Genomic DNA, 19,858 nt, shown 5'->3' on the forward strand with positions numbered 1-19,858 from the left:
GTAGTTGTGGATCTGAAGTTCTCGGACGCCGAGCCGTTCGCGGAGGAACGCGATGCAATCGATCGGCGGCTTGGTGGGCCCGGCGAAGGCGGCTGGCATGGCGGTGAGCGTGATGAGCTGGACCACCGGCGCGCGCATTCCGGCCATGCGGCACGGGCTCAGCGGCACCTCGTCATGGAGGCACTGCACGCGGTGAATGACCGCGTGGGCTGGATCAGCCCCGGTGCGCTGAATTATATCGGAAAACGACTTAGTGTGTCGGCAGCCGATGTCTACAGCGTCGCGACGTTCTATGGGCTGTTCTCTACCAACCCGCGACCGAAGCGCGTCGTGCATGTCTGCACCGACATTGCCTGTATGGCGCGTGGCTCCAAGGAGCTCTGTGCCAGCCTCGAGAAGAAGCTCGGTCCGGCCTCGGCCATGACCGGCTGGAAGCACAGCCCCTGCCTCGGCGTGTGTGAACGCGCCCCTGCCGCATTGGCGGTCGAGGCCGGCGATCCGCCTCACGAGCACCTGATCGGGCCCGCCACCATGGACGAAGTCGTCCTGGCGCTGAATGACGGTCCTGAGGCCCTCGCAGCCGAGGCGCCACCGATCATGGCCGTGCCACAGGCCGGTCAGGACGGCCTGATGCTGCTCAAGCGGATCGGCAAGGTCGATCCGGAAAGCATCGACGATTATCTCGCGACCGACGGCTACGCCGGATTGCGGCGCGCGTTCGAGATGGAACCTGCGCAGGTCATTACGGAAGTCAAAGATTCCCGGCTGATGGGCCGCGGCGGTGCGGCGTTCCCGGCCGGCATCAAATGGGAGAGCACCGCCAAGCAGCCGGCGACGCCTCGCTACCTCGTCTGCAACGCCGACGAAAGCGAGCCCGGCACGTTCAAGGATCGTTCGATCCTCGAAGGCGACCCCTTTGCATTGATCGAGTCGATGACCATCGCCGGTTACGCCATCGGCGCCGAGCGCGGTTACATCTACCTGCGCGGCGAATATCCCCGCGCCTACCGGATGCTGAGCAACGCCATCGAGAAGGCCCGCGAACGCGGATTCCTCGGCGAGAACATCCAGGGCAAGGGTTGGAGCTTCGAGCTCGAGATCCGCCGCGGTGCCGGCGCCTACATCTGCGGTGAAGAGACCGCGATCTTCAACTCGATCGAGGGCTATCGCGGCGAGCCGCGCACCAAGCCGCCCTTCCCGTTCGAGGCCGGACTCTTCGGCAAGCCGACGGTGGTCAACAACGTCGAGACCTTGTGCAACGTACCGCTGATCATGCAGCTGGGCGGCGCCGAGTACGCCAAGATCGGAACCGAGGGCTCCACCGGACCCAAGCTGTTCTGTGTTTCGGGCAACCTCGTGCGCCCCGGCGTCTACGAAGTGCCGTTCGGCGCAACCCTGGGTGACATTCTCGAACTGGCGGGCGGCGTTCCGCAGGGCCGGAAACTGCAGGCGGTGCTGCTCGGCGGCGCTGCAGGCGTGTTTGTGCGCGCTGACGAACTCGATATTCCGCTGACTTTCGAAGGCGTCCGCGCCGCCAAGGCCACGCTGGGTTCGGGCGTGGTGCTGGCGTTCGACGACACTGTCGATCTGTCCGGCATTCTGCTGCGCATCGCGAGCTTCTTCCGCGACGAATCCTGCGGCCAGTGCGTCCCCTGCCGGGTGGGCACGGTGCGTCAGGAAGAAGCGCTGCTGCGCATCATGCACAACGGCCACGATGCGAAGGCCAAGGGCAACGACATCCACATCCTGCGCGATGTCGGCCTGGTGATGAAAGATGCCTCGATCTGCGGCCTCGGTCAGGCTGCCTGGAACGCCGTCGAGTCGGCGATCGACCGCCTCGGCGTACTGGAGGAGAGTAAGAGCAGATGAACGTGCACTATATGGGTGCTACGAATACCCCCGTCCGGCAGATCACGATCACGGTCGACGGCCAGGAGGTGAGCGTCCCGGAGGGGAGCACCATCCTGACCGCCTGTAACGCCGCGGGGAAAGACACGCCGACGCTCTGCTACGGCGACACCCTCACGCCCAAGAATGCCTGCCGCGTCTGCATGGTCGAGCTCGAAGGCTCGCGCGTCCTCGTGCCCTCCTGCTCCCGCAAGGTTCAGCCCGGCATGGTGGTCAAGACCGACAGCGAACGGGTGCGGCACAGCCGTCGCCTCGTGCTGGAGCTGCTCGATTCCTCCGTCGACCTTTCCACCACGCCGCACATCCCCGAGTGGAAAGAGCGCTACAACGTCGATTCGGAGCGCTATGGCCCGAGGGCCGGCGTGAACCGCAGGCGCGATGTCCATGAGCCGGGTGAGCACAACCTCGGGAACGGCAACGTCGCGGCCACGATGGCCCAGCCGGACAAGATCGACAACGATCTCTACGTCCGCGAGTACGACAAGTGCATCCTCTGCTACAAGTGCGTGGATGCCTGCGGGACCCAGTGGCAGAACAGCTTCGCGATCCAGATCGCGGGACGCGGGTTCGACGCCCAGATTTCTACCGAGTTTGCTGTCGAACTGCCGGAATCCGCGTGCGTGTTCTGCGGCAACTGCGTGGAAGTTTGCCCGACGGGTGCTCTGTCGTTCAAATCCGAATACGACATGCGCGCGGCCGGCACCTGGGATGTGTCGAAGCAGACCCAGACGACCACGGTGTGCACCTATTGCGGCGTCGGCTGCAACGTCACACTGCATGTGCAGGACAACGAGATCGTCAAGGTGACCTCGCCCCACGATCACGACATCGGCCACGGTAATCTCTGCATCAAGGGCCGGTTCGGCTTCCCGCACGTCCAGAGTCGCAAAAAAGAAGACGGTAGCGACAATGGCTAGAGCGGTTTCGCTCACATGGAATCAACAACTCGTCATGGCCGGGCTCGTCCCGGCCATCCACGTTTTGGTTTCCTGAATCGCTGCTAAAGACGTGGATGCCCGGCACATAGGCGTTCTTTAGAACCCGTTCTTCGAACGGCTATGGCGGGTCATGACGGATCGGGTGTTTCCGTCATAAGCGAAAACCGCACCAGCACCCCACAGCCTATCGTCCTGCTTCGACACTTGTGCGCACGACTCAACTTTACTTCACCACTTCGCGATGATCGTCATCGACCCGGCGCGTCCGGCCGCGTCCATCCAGATACTCCAGCAGCGGGATCGCGACCCGGCGGCTGGTGCCCAAAGCCTGCCGCGCCTGACTGGTGGTGAACGGCTGCGGCAGTTTCGCCAGTGCCTGTATCGCAAGCTCCGGCGCGGACGGCAGCAGCACCACACCTCCTTGAAGGCGTAACACCCGCTGGGCGCGCTCAGCTGCGGCCAACTCACGGACTCCCAGACCAAGGGCAGTCAGATCACCGGCCAGCGGCGCGAGGAACGGATCCGCGAGCAGCCGCACCTCGAGCTTGGCCACTCCGGCCTCGGCGCGGCCAAGGTCGGCGCGGGGCCGCGGCAGCCGGACATACCCACTGTGCTGCTCAAGGCCGGCATCCGCGACAAGCCGATCGATGAAGCGCGCCGCGGGCATACCGAGGGCGTCGCGCACGGCTCCTTGGGAGACACCGGGCGTGAGCTGGTCGCGCTGGGCGCCGCTCTCTACCAGCGCCCGCAGCTTCTCTCGCCACTCGTCATAGGCGGGAACGTGCACCCACCAGCCGCTGAGCTCACGGACCTCGGATGGCGGCACGGCATCGGGGCCGATTAGGCCGATGCGGCGCAGATCGTCCACCTCCACGGCGCCCCGGCTGGCCACTTTGGCCAGTACGTCGCCTTCCGGCGGCATGGCAGCCAGCACCGCCCTTCGCCGGGTCCCCTCCCCGCGGCGTAGCAGCGCCGGCGGATCCGGGTCCAGCACACCGACGCCGCCGAGCACGAGGTGGCGTGCCGGATCGCGGAGCAGCAGCCGATCGCCCACGATCAGCGGCAGCGGCCAGTCGAGGGTGAGCCGGACGTGCTCGGCATCGAATACGCGCAGCCGAGCCGGCACGGCCGTGGTCCCCACATGCACGGTGAGCTGTGTGGGCACCTCGTTGAGCGCGGCACCGCCAATGCGGCGCACATCGACCTCCGTGGTCATGACCCAGGCGCCCGGTGCAATCAGTGCCTGGCCACGGCCGACATCCTCCGCGGACACGCCGCGCAGGTTGACCGCGGCCCGGTTCATCGGGTGGACGGCATCGGCAGGCGCATCCCGCGATTCCAGAGAGCGAACCACGACTTCGCGCGGCGCCCGCCCCTGGCCCACTACTTCGAGCCGGTCCCCTTTGGTCAGCGTCCCGGCGACAAGGGTGCCGGTGACCACCGTGCCGGCCCCCGAGACGCTGAACGAGCGGTCGATCCACAGCCGGAGCCGGCCGCTGGCGTCGGGCGCAGGCGCTTCGGCCAGCACGTCGTCGAGGGTCCGCCTGAACGTGCCCAATCCAGTGCCCTGCACGGCCGATACGGCGACCGCTGGCGCATCGCGCAAAGCGGTATGCGCGAACTCACTGCGGGCGCGCTCGATGGTTGCCGCCACGAGATCGGGCGCGCGGTCGGCCTTGGTCACCACGATCATCCCGTGGCGGATGCCAAGCGCTGCGATGGCGTCGCGATGGTCGCTGGATTGCGCCGACCAGCCTTCATCAGCAGCTACCACGAAGCACACCACCGGCACCGCCGCCAGGCCGGCCAGCGCATTGCGGATGAACCGCCCGTGGCCGGGCACGTCCACAAAGGCAACTTCCCGGCCCGAGGGCAGAGTCGTCCAGGCAAAGCCGAGATCGATGGTGAGCCCGCGGCGGCGCTCTTCCTCCCAGCGGTCCGGCTCCATCCCGGTCAGCGCGCGGATCAGAGTGCTCTTGCCGTGGTCGACGTGACCGGCCGTCGCGACAACGTGCGTCGTCATTGCGCGTCGCGCAGGCTGTCGACTACCTCGATGGCGTCGGGGTTAAAGCGATTGGCGGAAGCGGACAGGACTCGAGCCTGCGAGACCGAGTTGCTCGGTCTCACATATTCTGAAGACCGGGAGGGCCACCAGGACCCCCGACACTTTCGAGCGGTCTCATATCGAACACCCATTTCGCTGAGCGCTCTCCTTCGAAGACATCTGCCTGATCAATGCACAACTGCATCCATAGGCAAAATGCGTTGATATTGCAGTCTGCAATGCTTGGGAAACGCGTGGATTGTCGGAAAGACGTTCGGGCTGTGCAATATGCATTCCTGTGCAACTATCGAGTGGTTTTCGGACACCGATAGCGGGAAGCCTGCCAGCAGTTTAAGGCAGCGTCATGCCGAGCTTCGCGCCAAGCCACGCCCGCGCATCATTCGGCGCGATCCATTCGAATTCCGGCAACTGATGCCGAAACCAGGTGAACTGCCGCTTGGCATAATGGCGCGTATCGATCTGGCCGATGGCGATGGCCTCTTCGCGCGTCAACTCACCCGCGAGATGGCGGATCAAGGCTGGCACGCCGTGCGCCTTCATCGCAGGTAACAGCGGATCGAGGCCGCGGCGCCCCAGCGCCTCCGCTTCCGCCAGCGCGCCGCTTGCCGCCATCACCTCGAATCGCCGGTCGATCCGTTCATAAAGCGCCGCACGATCCGGCGCGAGAAACAGTGCCGTCACACCCTCGGCAGGCAACAAGGGCGGCAGGCCATGGGCATGCCAGTCCGCAAGCGGACGTCCGGTCGCCTCGACGACTTCGAGCGCGCGCGCAATGCGGACACGATCGCGCGGCTTCAACCGCGCTGCCGCCTGCGGATCGCGCCGCGCCAGTTCCTCATGCAGCGCCTCCGGGCCATCGCGATCAAGACGCGCGCGAACGCCCTGACGAACTTCATCCGGTACCGGCGGCACATCGGAGAGCCCGCGCGTCAGCGCCTTGAAGTAGAGGCCGGTGCCACCGATGAAAATCGGCAGGCGCCCCTCCGCGTGGACCTCCGCCAGTACCGCTGCCGCATCGTTCACCCACGCGCCCGCCGAATAATTCACCGCGGCATCGACATGGCCGTAGAGCCTGTGCGGCGCGCACACCTCCTCCTCAATCGTCGGGCGCGCAGTGAGCACGCGCAGATCGCGATAGACCTGCATCGAATCCGTATTGATGACGGTCCCGCCCGCGGCCTCGGCCAGCGCAAGCGCCAGTGCCGACTTGCCGCTTGCGGTCGGCCCTGCGATAAGCACCGCCTTCACATTATTTCGGCCAGAATCCATGTCCCTCGTCGCTACCTTGATCTGCAACCCGGCGCAGCCCTCGCTCGATAGCACGGTGCTGGAGGCTGCGCGCGCGATATTGCCCGCGTCTGCCCCCGCCGAATGGCTCGATGCCGGCATCGCCGCCGACATTCCCTTCGAGAGCGAGGAGCCGGCCCGCGTCGTCGCCGATCGACTGCGCGACGCCTTTCAGAGAATACCCGTCGATATCGTGGTGCAGCCGCGTATCGCGCGACGCAAGAAGCTGCTGCTCGCCGACATGGACTCCACCATGATCGGTCAGGAGTGCATTGACGAACTCGCGGCCTTCGTCGGGCTCAAGGATCATGTGGCTGCGATCACCGAACGCGCCATGCGCGGCGAAATCGAATTCGAGCCGGCATTGCGCGAGCGCGTCGCATTGCTCAAAGGCCTTTCGGTCAACGTCGTCGACGAGGTGTTCGAAAAGCACATCACGCTGACGCCTGGCGGGCCTGCACTGGTGCGGACCATGCGCGCGAACGGCGCACGTACCTGCCTCGTCTCCGGTGGCTTCACGCTGTTCACCCAGCGTGTCGCGAAGGCGATCGGGTTCGACGAGAACCGCGCCAATGTTCTGATTGTCGAGAACGACAAGCTGGCGGGCCGTGTCGAGGAGCCAATCCTCGGCCGCGCCGCCAAGCTCGCCACGCTGGTCGATCTGCTCGAGTCGTTCGAGCTCGACGATATCGACACCATCGTCATTGGTGACGGCGCCAACGATCTCGCGATGATCGAGAAGGCCGGTCTCGGCATCGCCTATCACGCCAAGCCCGCAGTCGCTGCCGCCGCGATGGCGCGGATCGACCACGGCGACCTCACCGCGCTTCTCTATGCGCAGGGCTACAAGCGAACAGAATTTGTGACGGAGTAGTTCTTCTCTTCACCTCTCCCGTGGGGAGAGGTCGAAGGTGGAGCGAAGCGATGCCTTCGGGTGAGGGCGTACGATGCCTCAAACGGCTTTTGGAGCCCCCTCACCCGCTCGCTGACGCTCGCGACCTCTCCCCACCGGGGAGAGGTGGCGTAAAATCGCCCTCAATCCACGCTGAGCGCGACGAAGCGCAGTTCGCCCTCGCCGTTCGAGACTTGCAGCAGAACGGACTTCTTGCCGTCCTTCTTGAGCTTGTCGATCCGCGTTTTGACGTCGGCCGGAGAATTCACGGCCTCCTGCGCGACCTCGACGATCACATCGCCAGCGGAAAGACGGCGCTCGGCCGCATCCGAATTGCGATCGACGCCGACAATGACCACGCCCTTGACCTTCTCCTTGATCTTGTAGCGCGTGCGCAGATCCTTGCCGAGCGAGGCGAGATCGAGGCCCAACGCCTTCTGCGTCACCGTCTTCTCGACTTCCGGCTCGGGCACCTTCAGCGAGGCTTCGGCGAGCTTCTCGCCATCATCGAGACGGCCGAGCGTGACCTTGCGGGTCTCTTCCTTGCCCTTGCGGATGAACACGACATCGACGTTCTTGCCGACAGGTGCATCGGCAACCGCGCGCGGCAGGTCCTTCATCTCGCGGATGGCCTTGCCGTCGAACGAAATGATGACATCGCCGGCTTCGATGCCGGCAGGCTTCGCCGGTCCCTTGTCGTCGACGCCCGCCACAAGCGCACCGCGCGGCGGCTTGATACCGAGGCTGTCGGCAATCTCGTCAGTGACCTGCTGAATCCGCACGCCGAGCCAGCCACGCCGCACTTCCTTGTACTGCCGCAACTGATTGACGATGCCGACCACCGTATTCGAGGGCACGGCAAAGCCGATGCCGATCGAACCGCCCGAGGGCGAGATGATCGCGGTGTTGACGCCGACGACTTCACCCTCGAGGTTGAACAGCGGGCCGCCCGAGTTGCCGCGATTGATCGCCGCGTCGGTCTGAATGTAATTGTCGTACGGCCCCGAATTGATGTCGCGGTTACGCGCCGAGACGATGCCGGCCGTCACCGTTCCACCGAGGCTGAACGGGTTGCCGATCGCGACCACCCATTCGCCGAGCCGCAGCTTGTCGGAATCGCCGAACTTCACCGCGGTGAGCTTCTTCTCCGGCGGCTGGAATTTCAGCACGGCGAGATCGCTCTTCTTGTCGCGGCCGATAAGCTCCGCCTTGATCTTGCTGCCGTCGTTGAGAATGACGTTGATCTCGTCGGCATCGGCAATGACGTGATTGTTGGTGACGACGAAGCCGTCGGTGTCGATGATGAAGCCGGAGCCCAGCGAATTCACCTTGTGCTGCTGCGGGCTCTTGTCGCCACGGCGGTTCTTGAAGAACTCGTCAAACAGTTCGTTGAAGGGCGAATCCGGCGGCAGCCGCGGGTCCCCCTTCTCGCGGCCGTTCTTCTTCGGCGCAGCGTCCTCGTCGCGGTCGCGGTTCTTCAGCGTCTGCGACGTCGAGATGTTGACCACCGCGTCGATGACCTTCTCCGCGGTATCGGCAATCCCCTCAGGTCCCCGCGCGGAGGCTGGAACAGGGGTGCCTGCCGTGAGCACGAACAAACCTCCCGCGACGGCGAGCGGAAGCAGGCGGCCGAAACGCACAAACCCGGTGATCATATCGAGTGTCTCCTGAAATGGACAAATGCCGCCAAGGGCGAGAGTGCGCCCGGCCCGCTTGACCCGCAAGCGTATCAACGTCGCGAATACGGCAAAATACCGGTCGCCGGGTTCACCCGACGCCCGGTCCGTATCGCAGATACCAGATCAGCCCCAGCCCAACGACTGCGACACAGAGGCCGATAATCCGCAGCGCATTCTCGGAATGCTCGAGCGCCGCCGCCATCGCGCGGCGCATCGCTTCGGGAAACGCCGCGAAGGTCAAACCCTCGATCACGCAAAGGACGCCAAGCCCAACCAGCAAATCTCTCATAGCGGGGATTTCACCAGAGACTTATCCAAAGGGAAATCCCGTTGAGAGAATTATTCAGCTTATCTTGACGTGGCAGGCGCGCCCGCAGGGGCCGCCCCACTCGCCGAATTGAAGAACCGGAAGAATTCGGAGTCCGGCTTCAGCACGAAACGGGTGTCGCCGCTCTTCAGGCTCGTCTCATAGGCAGTCATCGCCCGGTAGAAAGCGAAGAACTGCGGGTCCTTGGAGTAGGCTTCGGCATAGATACGGTTGCGGTCACCATCGCCCTCACCGCGGATGCGGTCGGCCTCGGAGTTCGCTTCCGCGACGATGACCGTCGCCTCTCGATCCGCCTTGGAGCGGATTTCCTGCGCCTTCTGTCCGCCCTGAGCGCGGAATTCAGCCGCCTCACGCTGACGCTCGGTCTGCATGCGCTGATAGACCGCCTGGCTGTTCTGGTCCGGCAGATCGGCGCGGCGGATGCGGACGTCGACGACACCGATGCCGTAGGCTTCCGCCTGCTTGTCGAGCTGATCGCGGATGCGACCCATCAGAGGTTCACGCTCGTCGCGCACCACCTGAATGAAGTTCGCCTCGCCGAGCACGCGGCGAAGAGCTGCGTTCAGGAGTGCGGTCAACTGGAGGTTCGCAGCCGGCACCGACCCGACGCTCTGATAGAAGCGCAGCGCGTTCTTGATGCGATAGCGCGCGAATGCATCGACGACCAACCGCTTCTGGTCGGAGGCGATGATTTCCTGCGACGGATTTTCGAGATCGAGAATGCGGTTGTCGATGCTGATGACGCTGTCGACGAACGGCCACTTGAAGCTCAAGCCCGGCTCGGTGACGACGCGGATCGGTTCACCCAATCGCACGACGAGCGCCTGCTCGGTCTGGCGGACGGCGAAGACCGAACTGTAGCCGACGATCACCAGCAACAAGAGAACGATGAGGGCGACCATGCCCGTCAGACCGGCTTTCATCGGCTTGCTCCGCTTTGCTGCTGGCCCGGCGCGGCGGGCGCCTTGCGACCAAGTTCATTGAGCGGCAGATACGGCACCACGCCCTGTCCTCCTGCTCCACCGGAATCGAGAACGATCTTCTCGGCCGGTCCGAGCACATGCTCCATGGTTTCGAGATAGATGCGCTGCCGCGTCACGTCCGGCGCCTTCTTGTATTCATCAAAGACGCTGAGGAATCGCGCGGCCTGACCTTTAGCTTCCGCGATCGTCTGTTCCTTGTAACCCTGTGCCTGCTGCAGCACCTGCGCCGCACGGCCGCGGGCATCCGGGATCACGCGGTTTGCGTAAGTCTGAGCTTCGTTCTGCAGACGCTCGAGGTCGGCGCGGGCCGCCTGCACGTCACGGAAGGCGTCGATGACCTGCTGCGGCGGGTCGACCTTCTGCAACTGCACCTGCTGAATCATGATGCCGGCGCCATAGCCGTCGAGCGTCTTCTGCATCAATTGATGGACAGCGGCTTCGACGGTGTTACGCGCGCCGGTCAGGATCGGCTGAATGTCGGAGCGGCCGATGACTTCGCGCATCGCGCTCTCGGCCACGGCCTTCACCGTGCCTTCCGGGTTCTGAATGTTGAACAGGAAGTTGCCGACACCGTCCGGCGCGATGCGCCACAGCACGGTGAAGTCGACGTCGACGATGTTTTCGTCGCCGGTCAGCATCAGGCTTTCTTCCGGCACGTCACGGACGACACGGCCGCGGCGTCCGCTGTCGTCGCTGACCGTCATGCCGATATTGAGCGTCGAGACGCGCAGCGCCTTCGGCAGCAGCACCGTCTCGATCGGATAAGGCATATGGTAGTTCAGACCGGGCTGCACGGTGCGCACATGCTTGCCGAAGCGCAGAACCGCACCAAGCTCATCGGGCTGCACGCGGAAAAAGCCGGACAGGCCCCAGATCGCGATGCCCGCGACCACCAGCAGGGCGATGCCCATGCCGCTCATGTGGCCGCCGGGCATCATCTGCTGAATCCGGTCCTGGCTGCGGCGCAGAAGGTCTTCAAGGTCGGACGGCTTGGGGCCCTGAGATTGCGGACCGGAGCCCCATGGGCCCTTCGGGCCGGGACCCCATGGACTTCCGCCTTGATTCTTCCAGGCCATCAGCAAACTCCTTAGCGCCGCCTCGCGGCAGTCGCAGGGTTATAAAAGACCGAAGGCCGCGGTACAACGCGGCCTCGCGCAACTTCTAGCAGCTAATCCGCATGACGAAATTGTCAATGTAAACATTGACAAGCGGGGTTAATGACGGCCCGCGCGAGCATATGTCGCATAGGAAAAATCGGCACTGTCGTCAGGTCCGCGCGCAGGACGGCTGCGCGCTACATCCTGCCATTCCGCCATCTCGAACCGTAAGAACGTGTCTCCCTCCGGCTCGGCATGGACATGGGTGATCTCGAGGCGCGTGGCACGCGGCATCCACTGGTGGAAGATTTCCGCGCCGCCGATCACCATAATCTCCGATGCGCCCCGCCGCAGCGCATCGCCGAGCGCAATCTCGTAGGCGGCGTCCAGCGTGGTCGCCACCACGGCGCCGGCCGCACGAAACGCCGGATCACGCGTCACCACGATGTTGGTGCGCTTCGGCAGCGGCCGGCCGATCGAGAGAAACGTCTTGCGGCCCATCACGACCGGCTTGTTCAGCGTCAACTGCTTGAACCGCTGCAGGTCCGAACGCAGGTGCCAGGGCATCGTGTTGTCGCGGCCGATCACGCCATTGTCAGCAATGGCGACGATAAAGACGACGGCAGGCGCAGAGGCGCTCACACCGCAACCTCGGCCTTGATGTGCGGGTGCGGATCGTAGTTCTCGAGTTTGAAGTCCTCGTAGCGGAATCCGAAGATATCGCGCACCGCCGGATTGATGCGCAGCGTCGGCAACGCGCGCGGCGCGCGGGTCAATTGCAGCCGCGCCTGATCGAGGTGGTTGGAATAGAGATGCGCGTCGCCGAAGGTGTGGACGAAGTGGCCGGGCGCGAGATCCGTCACCTGCGCAATCATCATCATCAGCAGTGCATAGGACGCGATGTTGAACGGCACGCCGAGAAACACATCCGCCGAGCGCTGATAGAGCTGGCACGACAGTCGGCCGTTCGCGACGTAGAACTGAAACAGGCAGTGGCACGGCGGCAGGGCCATCTGCTCGACATCGGCGGGATTCCACGCGGTGACGATCAGGCGGCGCGAATCCGGATTGGTCCGGATCATCTGCACGAGGTTCGTGATCTGATCGATGCTGCGTCCGTCCGGCGCCTGCCACGAGCGCCACTGCTTGCCGTAGACCGGGCCGAGATCGCCGTTGGCATCCGCCCATTCGTCCCAGATGCTGACACCGTTGTTCTGCAGGTAGCGCACGTTGGTGTCGCCCGCGAGAAACCACAACAGTTCATGGACGATCGCCTTGAACGGCAGCTTCTTCGTCGTCAGCATCGGAAAGCCTGCCGCGAGGTCGAAGCGCATCTGATGACCGAACACCGACAGCGTGCCGGTACCGGTGCGGTCGTGCTTTTCCGCGCCGTCGCTGAGGATATGTTCGAGCAGGTCTTGATACTGATGCATGGCGTCGCCGGTCGTCGCTTCCCTCGTTTAGGAAGCATATCCGCGGGCGAATCAACGCCGCACCGCGTGTTGTCCCAACAAAAGTAAGCGCGGGCCACCTCCTCGGAAAGGCCGGTGCCACGGCAGAATAGCCCGGCTGTGGAACTTGATCCCCGCCTGCGTCCCAAGGCCCCGCACGCGACCCGACCGAGGGGCCTTTTTTCGTCAATCATTGCCCCCTATATTGGGAATGCCGGTTCGCCGGCTATGGAAATAAATGGCCGTCGCAATAAACCATTCGGACCCGGGGGCAGCACCCGGCGCCTCCACCAAAGCCTGAATTCACTTTGAATTCACCTGCAAGGCAGGCTTCGGCGGGGGCGAAACAGGATCGACGAGGGCGTAAAGGGCGTGTTTTTTCCCGGTATTGTTCCGCCGTTATCGGGCTCTACAATAGTTGCAAACGACAACTATGCTCCGGTTGCTCAGGCTGCGTAACGCAGTTTGAAATACCGAATTAAAGTCCTGATGGATTAAGCCCCGTCAGGCGGGGTCCGGAGGCACCTGGCAACAGAAGCCTCCACTTCTCTCCGCCACTTTCTTTTAATTATGTAGTTTGAGCGATCCGATTATGTCGCGCGCGAAAGGCGCTCCGGCTTATGAGGCCGTTTGCACAAATTTAGCCGTGAGTCTTGCCCATGCCCCGCGACAAGATTACTGACGCAGCCCACCGGAAACGGTAGTCTGCCGCCACTGCGGTTCGTTCGCGAAGGGGGTGACGCGTGCTCTCCGGGAGCGGAGACGGGCCTGCGACCACCCGCATGGAACAAAAGTGCGAGTCGGCCCTCTTCTTCCGGCACGACCTTTTGACGTTTTGACAGGACCGACCGATGGCCACCGATCTGATCCGCTACGATGTTCTGACCCGCGATGCGCTGCGCGGCGTTCTCCGGCGTGTTCTGACCGACGCCGCCGAACACGGATTACCGGGTGAACACCACTTCTACATTACCTTCCTCTCCAATGCGGACGGCGTGCGGATCTCGCCGCGGCTGCTGTCACAGTACCCGCAGGAGATGACCATCATCCTGCAGCACCAGTTCTGGGATCTCGTGGTGCGGGAGGACGAGTTCGAGGTCGGGTTGTCCTTCGGCGGTATCCCTGAGCGGCTGGTGGTGCCGTTCAACGCGATCACCCGTTTCTTCGATCCGGCCGTGCAGTTCGGCCTGCAGTTCGAGACCGCGGAGATGGCTGGCGAGATCGAGCCCGCCACCATCGAGGAAGCCGAAAAGCTCGCCATTCCGGCAGAGACGACCGAAAATCCCGACGACGACGGCGACGACCATCCTCACGATGGCGGCGCGCAGGTGGTCCGGCTGGATCGCTTCCGCAAAAAGTAAGCTCACTCCGCGACGGTCTCGTCTACCGAGGTGGCATGGCTCGGGCCTGTCACTTTCGGCATACTCGCGCGCGAAAGACGGGCCGGAGCGATCGCTTCTGCGTCCGTCGCGACCCGCATGAGGACGACATGGCACCGACGAACAAGACCACCCGCACCGAAACCGACACCTTTGGTCCGATCGAGGTGGCCGCTGACCGCTATTGGGGCGCGCAGACCGAACGCTCGCGCAACAACTTCAAGATCGGCACCGAACACATGCCGCTGCCGCTGATCCGCGCGATGGCCATCGTCAAGCTCGCCGCGGCAAAAACCAATCTGGACCTCAAGCTGATCGACAAGAAACTCGCCGACGCCATCATCGCCGCCGCGCAGGAGATCATCGACGGCAAGCTCAACGACCATTTCCCACTTGTCGTGTGGCAGACCGGCTCCGGCACCCAGACCAACATGAACCTGAACGAGGTGATCTCGAATCGCGCCAACGAAATGCTCGGCGGCGAGCGCGGCACCAAGAAGCCGGTTCACCCCAACGATCACGTCAATATGGGCCAGTCGTCGAACGATGCCTTCCCGACCGCAATGCATATCGCTGCGGCGGAAGAGATCGCTCATACCCTCATTCCCGCGCTGGAAGAACTGCTCGCCGCGCTCCGCGCCAAGCAGAAAGAATTCGCTTCGATCGTCAAAATCGGCCGCACGCATACGCAGGATGCGACGCCGCTCACGCTCGGCCAGGAATTTTCCGGCTACGCCGCGCAGGTCGAAAGCGGCATCGCCCGCATCAAGGAGAGCGCGAAGAGCCTCAATCTGCTGGCGCAGGGCGGCACTGCCGTCGGCACCGGCCTCAATGCCAAGCCGGGATTTGCGGAAGGCTTTGCGAAACACGCCGCCGCGATCACCGGACTTCCGTTTGTGACAGCGCCGAACAAATTCGAGGCGCTCGCCTCGAACGACAGCTACGTCTACGTCCATGGCGCGATCAACGCGACCGCGACCGGCCTCTTCAAGATCGCCAACGACATCCGCCTGCTCGGCTCCGGTCCGCGCTCGGGTCTCGGCGAGCTCATCCTGCCGGAAAACGAGCCGGGCTCATCGATCATGCCGGGCAAGGTCAACCCGACGCAGTGCGAAGCCTTGACGATGGTGTGCTGCCAGATTTTCGGGAACCAGACCACGCTGACGACTGCAGGCAGCCAGGGCCACTTCGAGCTGAACGTTTACAAACCCGTCATGGTGTTCGCGATGCTGACCTCGATCCGGCTGATGGCGGACGCGGCACGTTCCTTCACTCAAAATTGCGTGATCGGAATCCGCGCCGATGAAAAGCGGATCGGCGATCTGATGCAGCGCTCGCTGATGCTTGTCACCGCGCTTGCACCGAAGATCGGTTATGACAATGCCGCGAAGATCGCCAAGACCGCACATGCCAACGGCACGACGCTGAAAGAAGAGGCTTTAAGACTTGGTTTTGTCACCGCGGAAGAATTTGATTCTATCGTGCGGCCGGAAAAGATGACCAGTTCGAGCAATTGAAACGTCTGGCACCTGGTATACGCAATACCTCAGATACGATGCGTTTTTCTTGCATCCAAAGACGTAGTATTGTTTTGCTACCGCTCTTATGATGCGTCTGTTACAGCGCAGTCGCGTAGCTCATGTCGCAGAGACTTATGGCCTCCACGACCTTATATACGCGCTGCAAGCGGCGACCGGCGGGTCGACCTTCAATAACAAAGAAGCAAAGAGACTCCTGTGGGCGAGTTGGTCAACTTAAATAGGTTCAAGAAGCGCCTCGACCGGGAGCGTGCCAATGTGCATGCGAACAGTCAGCGCGCGAAGCATGGACGTACAAAAGCCGAAAAGAACAACCAACGTATTCTCGACCAGCGTGCAGAGGCGTTTCTCAATCAACACCTACGCGATGATGGAAAGTCTTCATGAAGTCCCCTGTCGTTAAACGCTCGATCGTGGTCGCTGGACACAAGACGAGTGTCAGTCTGGAAGAAGCCTTCTGGAACGGCATGAAAGAAATCTCGTCCGCGCGCGGCATGACCTTGTCCGAACTCGTGGGCGAGATCGACAGTCAACGCAAACAGGGCAACCTGTCCTCGGCTATCCGGCTGTTCGTCCTCGACCACTATCGCTCGATGACGGTGAGCCCGGCCGAAGTGCACAGCGCGATGCACGAGAGCCTGATGAGTCCCCAGGCCGCCGAGTAACATCGGCTCTGCGGGAATATACGGATCGCCTCCGCAATATCCTGACTCGTCGGTTAAGGCATTCACCGAATAGCAACGGTACTTCGTTTCAGGCACGATGCGTTCGTCCTGATGACCCTTTGTCATGGGCCGTCAGAACACCGCATCGTTAGCGTGCACTATGCGCGCGCGACGATCGGATCGTTCAGTCGATAACGTGCCTCGCAGGCCGCTGGAGAAACCGTGCGGTTTTGCCGGCGAATGCGGCCGCCTGCGTTTCAGAAGGAATGAAGGTGATGATCAGCCAGCGTGACCTCAGGGACCCCGCCATCGGCGGCGCAAAGGGATTTGCCGTCATCAAGCGATCCGTTGTGGTGGACGGACACAAGACTAGCGTGAGCCTTGAAGACGCCTTCTGGGCGAGCCTGAAGGATATCGCTGCGCGGCGCGGACTGTCTCTGTCGATGCAGATTGCCACTATCGATCAGAACCGCCAGACCAACAATCTGTCGTCGGCGATCCGGCTGTTCGTGCTCGATTACTTCCGCGAACGCGCGATCGGCACGATGTTTATCGGCGAGCGGCAAGGCGCACCGACGCTCTCGCCTACTCACTAAATTTAGAACGTCGCAGAAGAACGTGGTGCACGCGGTGTGCGCAGCGCGCCGGGTGCAGGCTTGATGTCGATCGGCGGCGGCAGCGGTGTGACGCGCGCATCCGGCGACAGAGTGACCGGCGGTGGCGAGGCAGGAGCCGCTGTCGTGGGTGGCGCGGCCGCCTTGCGCCGGCGCGGATCGAGCGGCGGCAGCTTCACCTCGCCCGGCGGCAGACTCATCTCCGCCGGAGCAGCAACAGCATCGCGCGGCGGTAGCGGCTGGACCTGCGGCTGGGGCTGGATCTGTTGCTGAAGCTGCGGCTGCGGTTGAAGCTTTGGCGGCTGCGGACGGCCTTCCTTCTCCAGCGCATCGAGGCGCTGCGTCTCCCGCTCGATCGCGCGCAGCGACAGCCATGACGATAGCGCCGCGACATCGACATCGCGCGTCAGACCCTGCGGTGTGCCATGCAGGAATATCTGGATTTCCGGCGCATCCTTCAACGCGGACGATGTTGCCTTGAACGCGATCCGAAGATCGCCCTGCTCTTCCGGAATGTCGTAACCGCCGGAAATCGTCGCCTGCGCCGCTTCCGTCCGGAACGCCGCCGGGTCGGCATGCAGGCGCCCATCCTTGATGGCGAAGGACACATCGGCGGTTGCCGCCGCAAGCGGTGCTTGATCGAGCGCCAGTGCCACCGCCTCCTTCAGGTCCTCGTTCTTCATCGGCTGCTCGGAGGCCTGGTTCACCATATCGAACGTTGCCGCAGCAAGACGCGGCAGATGCGCATCGGTGAGCGTCAGCACGCCGTTGCCTGACAACGCGTTACGCAACGCTGTCGCGCTGCGCCCATGGGTGGCGAGGGTCATTCGCAGCGAAGCCTGGCCGGGTGGCAAAGCCAACTCACGATATTTCAGGGCAGCCGCGTCGGCCTTGTCGAGTTTGAAGCTTGCCTCGATTGCGGTATCGGCCGCGCCACGCTGCGCGACACCCGAGAGGCTGAGCGCGCCACCACCGATCGATGCCTTCCCGTCATCCAATGCAAGCGAAGCGCCGTCGCCGCGCAGCGCGCCGCTGACCGCCGTCACTTCCGCGCCGCCCGGCAGAAGCGCCTTGTCAGCCTTTACCGCGAGCGATCCGCGCCATCCGAACCAGCCTTGCGCGAGTGGCTCGGTCGCAGTGCGCGCATCCGCACCGAGCATGGCAGCAACTAGGGTGCGGATATCGAGCGTTCCGACATCGATATTGCCTGAGAGACTGCGCTCGCCCTCGCGCGACAGTGACAGGTTTCCGGCAACAACCTCCGCACCGAGCTTGCCGGAAAATTTTTCCAGTGCGAACGCATCATCGGTGACGACAAGACGTCCCGAAACATCGTTGATCGCCGTATCCGGTGCCAGCCACGGCGCGACCACCGCGCGACGCAGCTTGAGGTCGAACGCCTGTCGCTTCGACGGTCCGCCATCCGCGACGGTAGCAAGCTCGGCCTGCAGCGGCGCGATGTCATGACCAAGGATTTTCGCCTTGGTGAAATCGAGCTGCGCGCGCAGGGCACGCCCCGCCTTCTCGCGCCATGCCATGCTTTCGCGCACAAGGTTCGCGAGCTTGTCGCCGTCGACAAACGGCGACCGCAACGTGAGGTCGATCTCTTTGGCCTTCTGCGCGACACGGCCCTCGAGCTGAGTGCCGAACAGATCGAGCTTCATCTCATCGAGCACGAGTTCGTGGGCACTGAACGCTATCGCCGCCTTGAGACGCAGATTGCCACGTAGCGCGCGCGCAAGCTCGGATTTGCCGAACGCCCACTCCGTGAAGGCTCGCGCATCAGAAGCATCAAGGCTGACCGGGCCGGCGAAACGCTCGCCATCGCTTCCGCGCGTCACCTTCCCGCTCAACGTAAGACGAGAATCACCGGGGCCACCGAGCGCAAGCTTGCCCACCGTCCATGCGTCGTCACGGCCTTCAATACGCACCGACAGCCCATTCAACGCATGTCCCGCGACATTCGCACGATCCACTGCGACATCGATCTGCGAGAGCCACGGCAGCGTTGGCAAAACCGCCATCGCGCCGGCAAGCAGCGCGGCCGGCGTCTTGCCATGCAGCGTCTTGTTCTCGGCCAATGCACGGTCGAGATCGAGTTGCGGCGCCGACAGCGCCACGCGCAGCTTCGCCGGCTTGAACGCGAGCGCGCCCTCACCCGCGAGCTTCAGGCCGGTCGCTTCCGTACCGGACAGGAGTTGTCCTTGCGTGAACGCTGCGCCGGACGGATCGAGCGTGGTGCGCGCGGTGATACGCCAGGGCATCTCATCCGCCGCACCGAGCGCCAGCGCACCGGCAAAGCGCGGCACGCGGTTCTCGAACGCTAGCGTGCCGTCGAACGACGATGCGACGCTGCCCGCCGCTGCGGAATCGAGATCGAGCCGCAGCCGCGTCGCCTCGTTGTCGCCCGCCTTCGACAGCGCGAGCCGGAACGGCTGCTTTGCGTCGCGCAGGAGGAAACTGCCCTCGCCGCGCAGGTTGCCGCCGAGCGAGCGCACGTCACCGCGGAAGTCGAGGCCGTCGAGCACATGCGCGGCGCCGCTCGCGGCATCGTGCAGCGTCACGCGCCCCGCAAGGTCGAGCCGGTCGATCGCCAATTCGCCGAAATTGAATTCGCCCTTGGCAGGCGCGATGATGCGGCCGTCCTTGTCGAGGCCGATATCGAGCGCGAGCCCCGTCAGCGACAATTGCGTTGCGCGCCATTCGCCACGCAGTAGCGAGCCGAGGCTGAACTCGACGTCGAGTTTGCCGGCGGTGAGTTTCGTCGGGTCCTTCGGCGCACCAACAGAAAGCTTGTGCATCCGCAGGATCGGCGCGGGCAGCAGCCGCGCATCGAGCGCACCCTCGACGCGCACCGGCGCACCGACCACGCGTGAAGCCTCGACTTCAAACTGCGGCTTATACTTATTCCAGTCGACGAACAGCGGCGCCGCGAGCGCCGCAACCAGCGCCATGATGGCGGCTATCGCCAACCCGAGCAGCGTCGTCTGCAACCCTGATCCCCGCGGAAAACGGCGCGATCATCCCGGCCGCG

Annotated in this window: 17 protein-coding genes, 1 tRNA gene and 1 other RNA gene; 9 read left to right on the forward strand and 10 right to left on the reverse strand. The window is 63.6% G+C overall.

Annotated elements, in window-relative coordinates; genetic code table 11:
• The first annotated feature begins 6 nt into the window (after nucleotides 1-6).
• Both OCA5_RS13545 and OCA5_RS13550 read left to right on the forward strand, forming a co-directional pair.
• Nucleotides 7-1,869 (forward strand): NAD(P)H-dependent oxidoreductase subunit E, encoded by a 1,863-nt coding sequence (locus tag OCA5_RS13545; RefSeq protein WP_012562448.1) that lies wholly within the window; start codon nucleotides 7-9, stop codon nucleotides 1,867-1,869.
• On the forward strand, nucleotides 1,866-2,825 hold the full coding sequence (locus tag OCA5_RS13550; protein ID WP_012562447.1) for a 2Fe-2S iron-sulfur cluster-binding protein: 960 nt from the start codon (nucleotides 1,866-1,868) through the stop codon (nucleotides 2,823-2,825). Before OCA5_RS13545 ends, OCA5_RS13550 begins: the two co-directional genes overlap by 4 nt.
• 244 nt (nucleotides 2,826-3,069) lie before the next feature.
• Here OCA5_RS13550 and selB read toward each other — a convergent pair whose 3' ends face one another.
• From selB to miaA, 3 genes are all read right to left on the reverse strand, one after another.
• Nucleotides 3,070-4,869: a selenocysteine-specific translation elongation factor gene (selB, locus tag OCA5_RS13555; RefSeq protein WP_012562446.1), complete on the reverse strand. Its 1,800-nt coding sequence runs from the start codon at nucleotides 4,867-4,869 to the stop codon at nucleotides 3,070-3,072.
• A 52-nt stretch (nucleotides 4,870-4,921) separates the two neighbouring features.
• A tRNA-Sec gene (locus OCA5_RS19165) sits at nucleotides 4,922-5,017 on the reverse strand.
• A gap of 224 nt (nucleotides 5,018-5,241) precedes the next feature.
• Entirely contained in the window at nucleotides 5,242-6,180 is a 939-nt protein-coding gene (miaA, locus tag OCA5_RS13560; protein ID WP_013913273.1) for a tRNA (adenosine(37)-N6)-dimethylallyltransferase MiaA, read from the reverse strand.
• On the opposite strand from miaA, the gene serB reads away from it, so the two are divergent.
• Nucleotides 6,179-7,072: a phosphoserine phosphatase SerB gene (gene serB, locus OCA5_RS13565; RefSeq protein ID WP_012562443.1), complete on the forward strand. Its 894-nt coding sequence runs from the start codon at nucleotides 6,179-6,181 to the stop codon at nucleotides 7,070-7,072. The genes miaA and serB overlap by 2 nt on opposite strands.
• Nucleotides 7,073-7,233: 161 nt before the next feature.
• Here serB and OCA5_RS13570 read toward each other — a convergent pair whose 3' ends face one another.
• From OCA5_RS13570 to OCA5_RS13595, 6 genes are all read right to left on the reverse strand, one after another.
• Entirely contained in the window at nucleotides 7,234-8,745 is a 1,512-nt protein-coding gene (locus OCA5_RS13570) for a Do family serine endopeptidase (protein ID WP_012562442.1), read from the reverse strand.
• 112 nt (nucleotides 8,746-8,857) lie between these two features.
• Complete coding sequence (locus OCA5_RS13575) at nucleotides 8,858-9,058, reverse strand: DUF2065 domain-containing protein (protein ID WP_012562441.1); 201 nt, start codon at nucleotides 9,056-9,058, stop codon at nucleotides 8,858-8,860.
• Between the two features lie 59 nt (nucleotides 9,059-9,117).
• A complete protein-coding gene (gene hflC, locus OCA5_RS13580) occupies nucleotides 9,118-10,020 on the reverse strand; it encodes a protease modulator HflC (protein WP_012562440.1) in 903 nt (300 codons plus the stop codon).
• Nucleotides 10,017-11,156, reverse strand: a complete 1,140-nt coding sequence (gene hflK, locus OCA5_RS13585; RefSeq protein WP_012562439.1) for an FtsH protease activity modulator HflK — start codon at nucleotides 11,154-11,156, stop codon at nucleotides 10,017-10,019. The genes hflC and hflK overlap by 4 nt, the downstream gene beginning before the upstream one ends.
• A gap of 138 nt (nucleotides 11,157-11,294) precedes the next feature.
• Nucleotides 11,295-11,819: a dihydrofolate reductase gene (locus OCA5_RS13590; RefSeq protein WP_012562438.1), complete on the reverse strand. Its 525-nt coding sequence runs from the start codon at nucleotides 11,817-11,819 to the stop codon at nucleotides 11,295-11,297.
• Complete coding sequence (locus tag OCA5_RS13595) at nucleotides 11,816-12,610, reverse strand: thymidylate synthase (RefSeq protein ID WP_012562437.1); 795 nt, start codon at nucleotides 12,608-12,610, stop codon at nucleotides 11,816-11,818. Before OCA5_RS13595 ends, OCA5_RS13590 begins: the two co-directional genes overlap by 4 nt.
• A 192-nt stretch (nucleotides 12,611-12,802) precedes the next feature.
• Between OCA5_RS13595 and ssrA the strand changes: the two genes are divergently transcribed.
• From ssrA to OCA5_RS13615, 6 genes are all read left to right on the forward strand, one after another.
• Nucleotides 12,803-13,174: a transfer-messenger RNA gene (gene ssrA, locus OCA5_RS18865) on the forward strand.
• Between the two features lie 305 nt (nucleotides 13,175-13,479).
• Entirely contained in the window at nucleotides 13,480-13,989 is a 510-nt protein-coding gene (locus tag OCA5_RS13600; RefSeq protein WP_012562436.1) for an SspB family protein, read from the forward strand.
• 128 nt (nucleotides 13,990-14,117) lie between these two features.
• Nucleotides 14,118-15,524, forward strand: coding sequence for a class II fumarate hydratase (gene fumC / locus OCA5_RS13605; protein WP_012562435.1), 1,407 nt, complete (start codon nucleotides 14,118-14,120; stop codon nucleotides 15,522-15,524).
• A 219-nt stretch (nucleotides 15,525-15,743) separates the two neighbouring features.
• Nucleotides 15,744-15,932 carry a DUF4169 family protein gene (locus OCA5_RS18870; protein ID WP_013913274.1) on the forward strand — a complete coding sequence of 63 codons (189 nt, stop codon included), beginning with the start codon at nucleotides 15,744-15,746 and terminating at the stop codon, nucleotides 15,930-15,932.
• The gene (locus OCA5_RS13610) at nucleotides 15,929-16,210 is read left to right on the forward strand and encodes a ribbon-helix-helix domain-containing protein (RefSeq protein WP_012562433.1); all 282 of its coding nucleotides are present in this window, start codon (nucleotides 15,929-15,931) and stop codon (nucleotides 16,208-16,210) included. The genes OCA5_RS18870 and OCA5_RS13610 overlap by 4 nt, the downstream gene beginning before the upstream one ends.
• 275 nt (nucleotides 16,211-16,485) lie before the next feature.
• Entirely contained in the window at nucleotides 16,486-16,806 is a 321-nt protein-coding gene (locus OCA5_RS13615) for a ribbon-helix-helix domain-containing protein (protein ID WP_042200985.1), read from the forward strand.
• Between the two features lie 2 nt (nucleotides 16,807-16,808).
• Here OCA5_RS13615 and OCA5_RS13620 read toward each other — a convergent pair whose 3' ends face one another.
• Complete coding sequence (locus OCA5_RS13620; protein ID WP_013913275.1) at nucleotides 16,809-19,817, reverse strand: AsmA family protein; 3,009 nt, start codon at nucleotides 19,815-19,817, stop codon at nucleotides 16,809-16,811.
• Nucleotides 19,818-19,858 lie beyond the last annotated feature (41 nt).

It is taken from the genome of Afipia carboxidovorans OM5, assembly GCF_000218565.1.
Lineage (GTDB): Bacteria > Pseudomonadota > Alphaproteobacteria > Rhizobiales > Xanthobacteraceae > Afipia > Afipia carboxidovorans.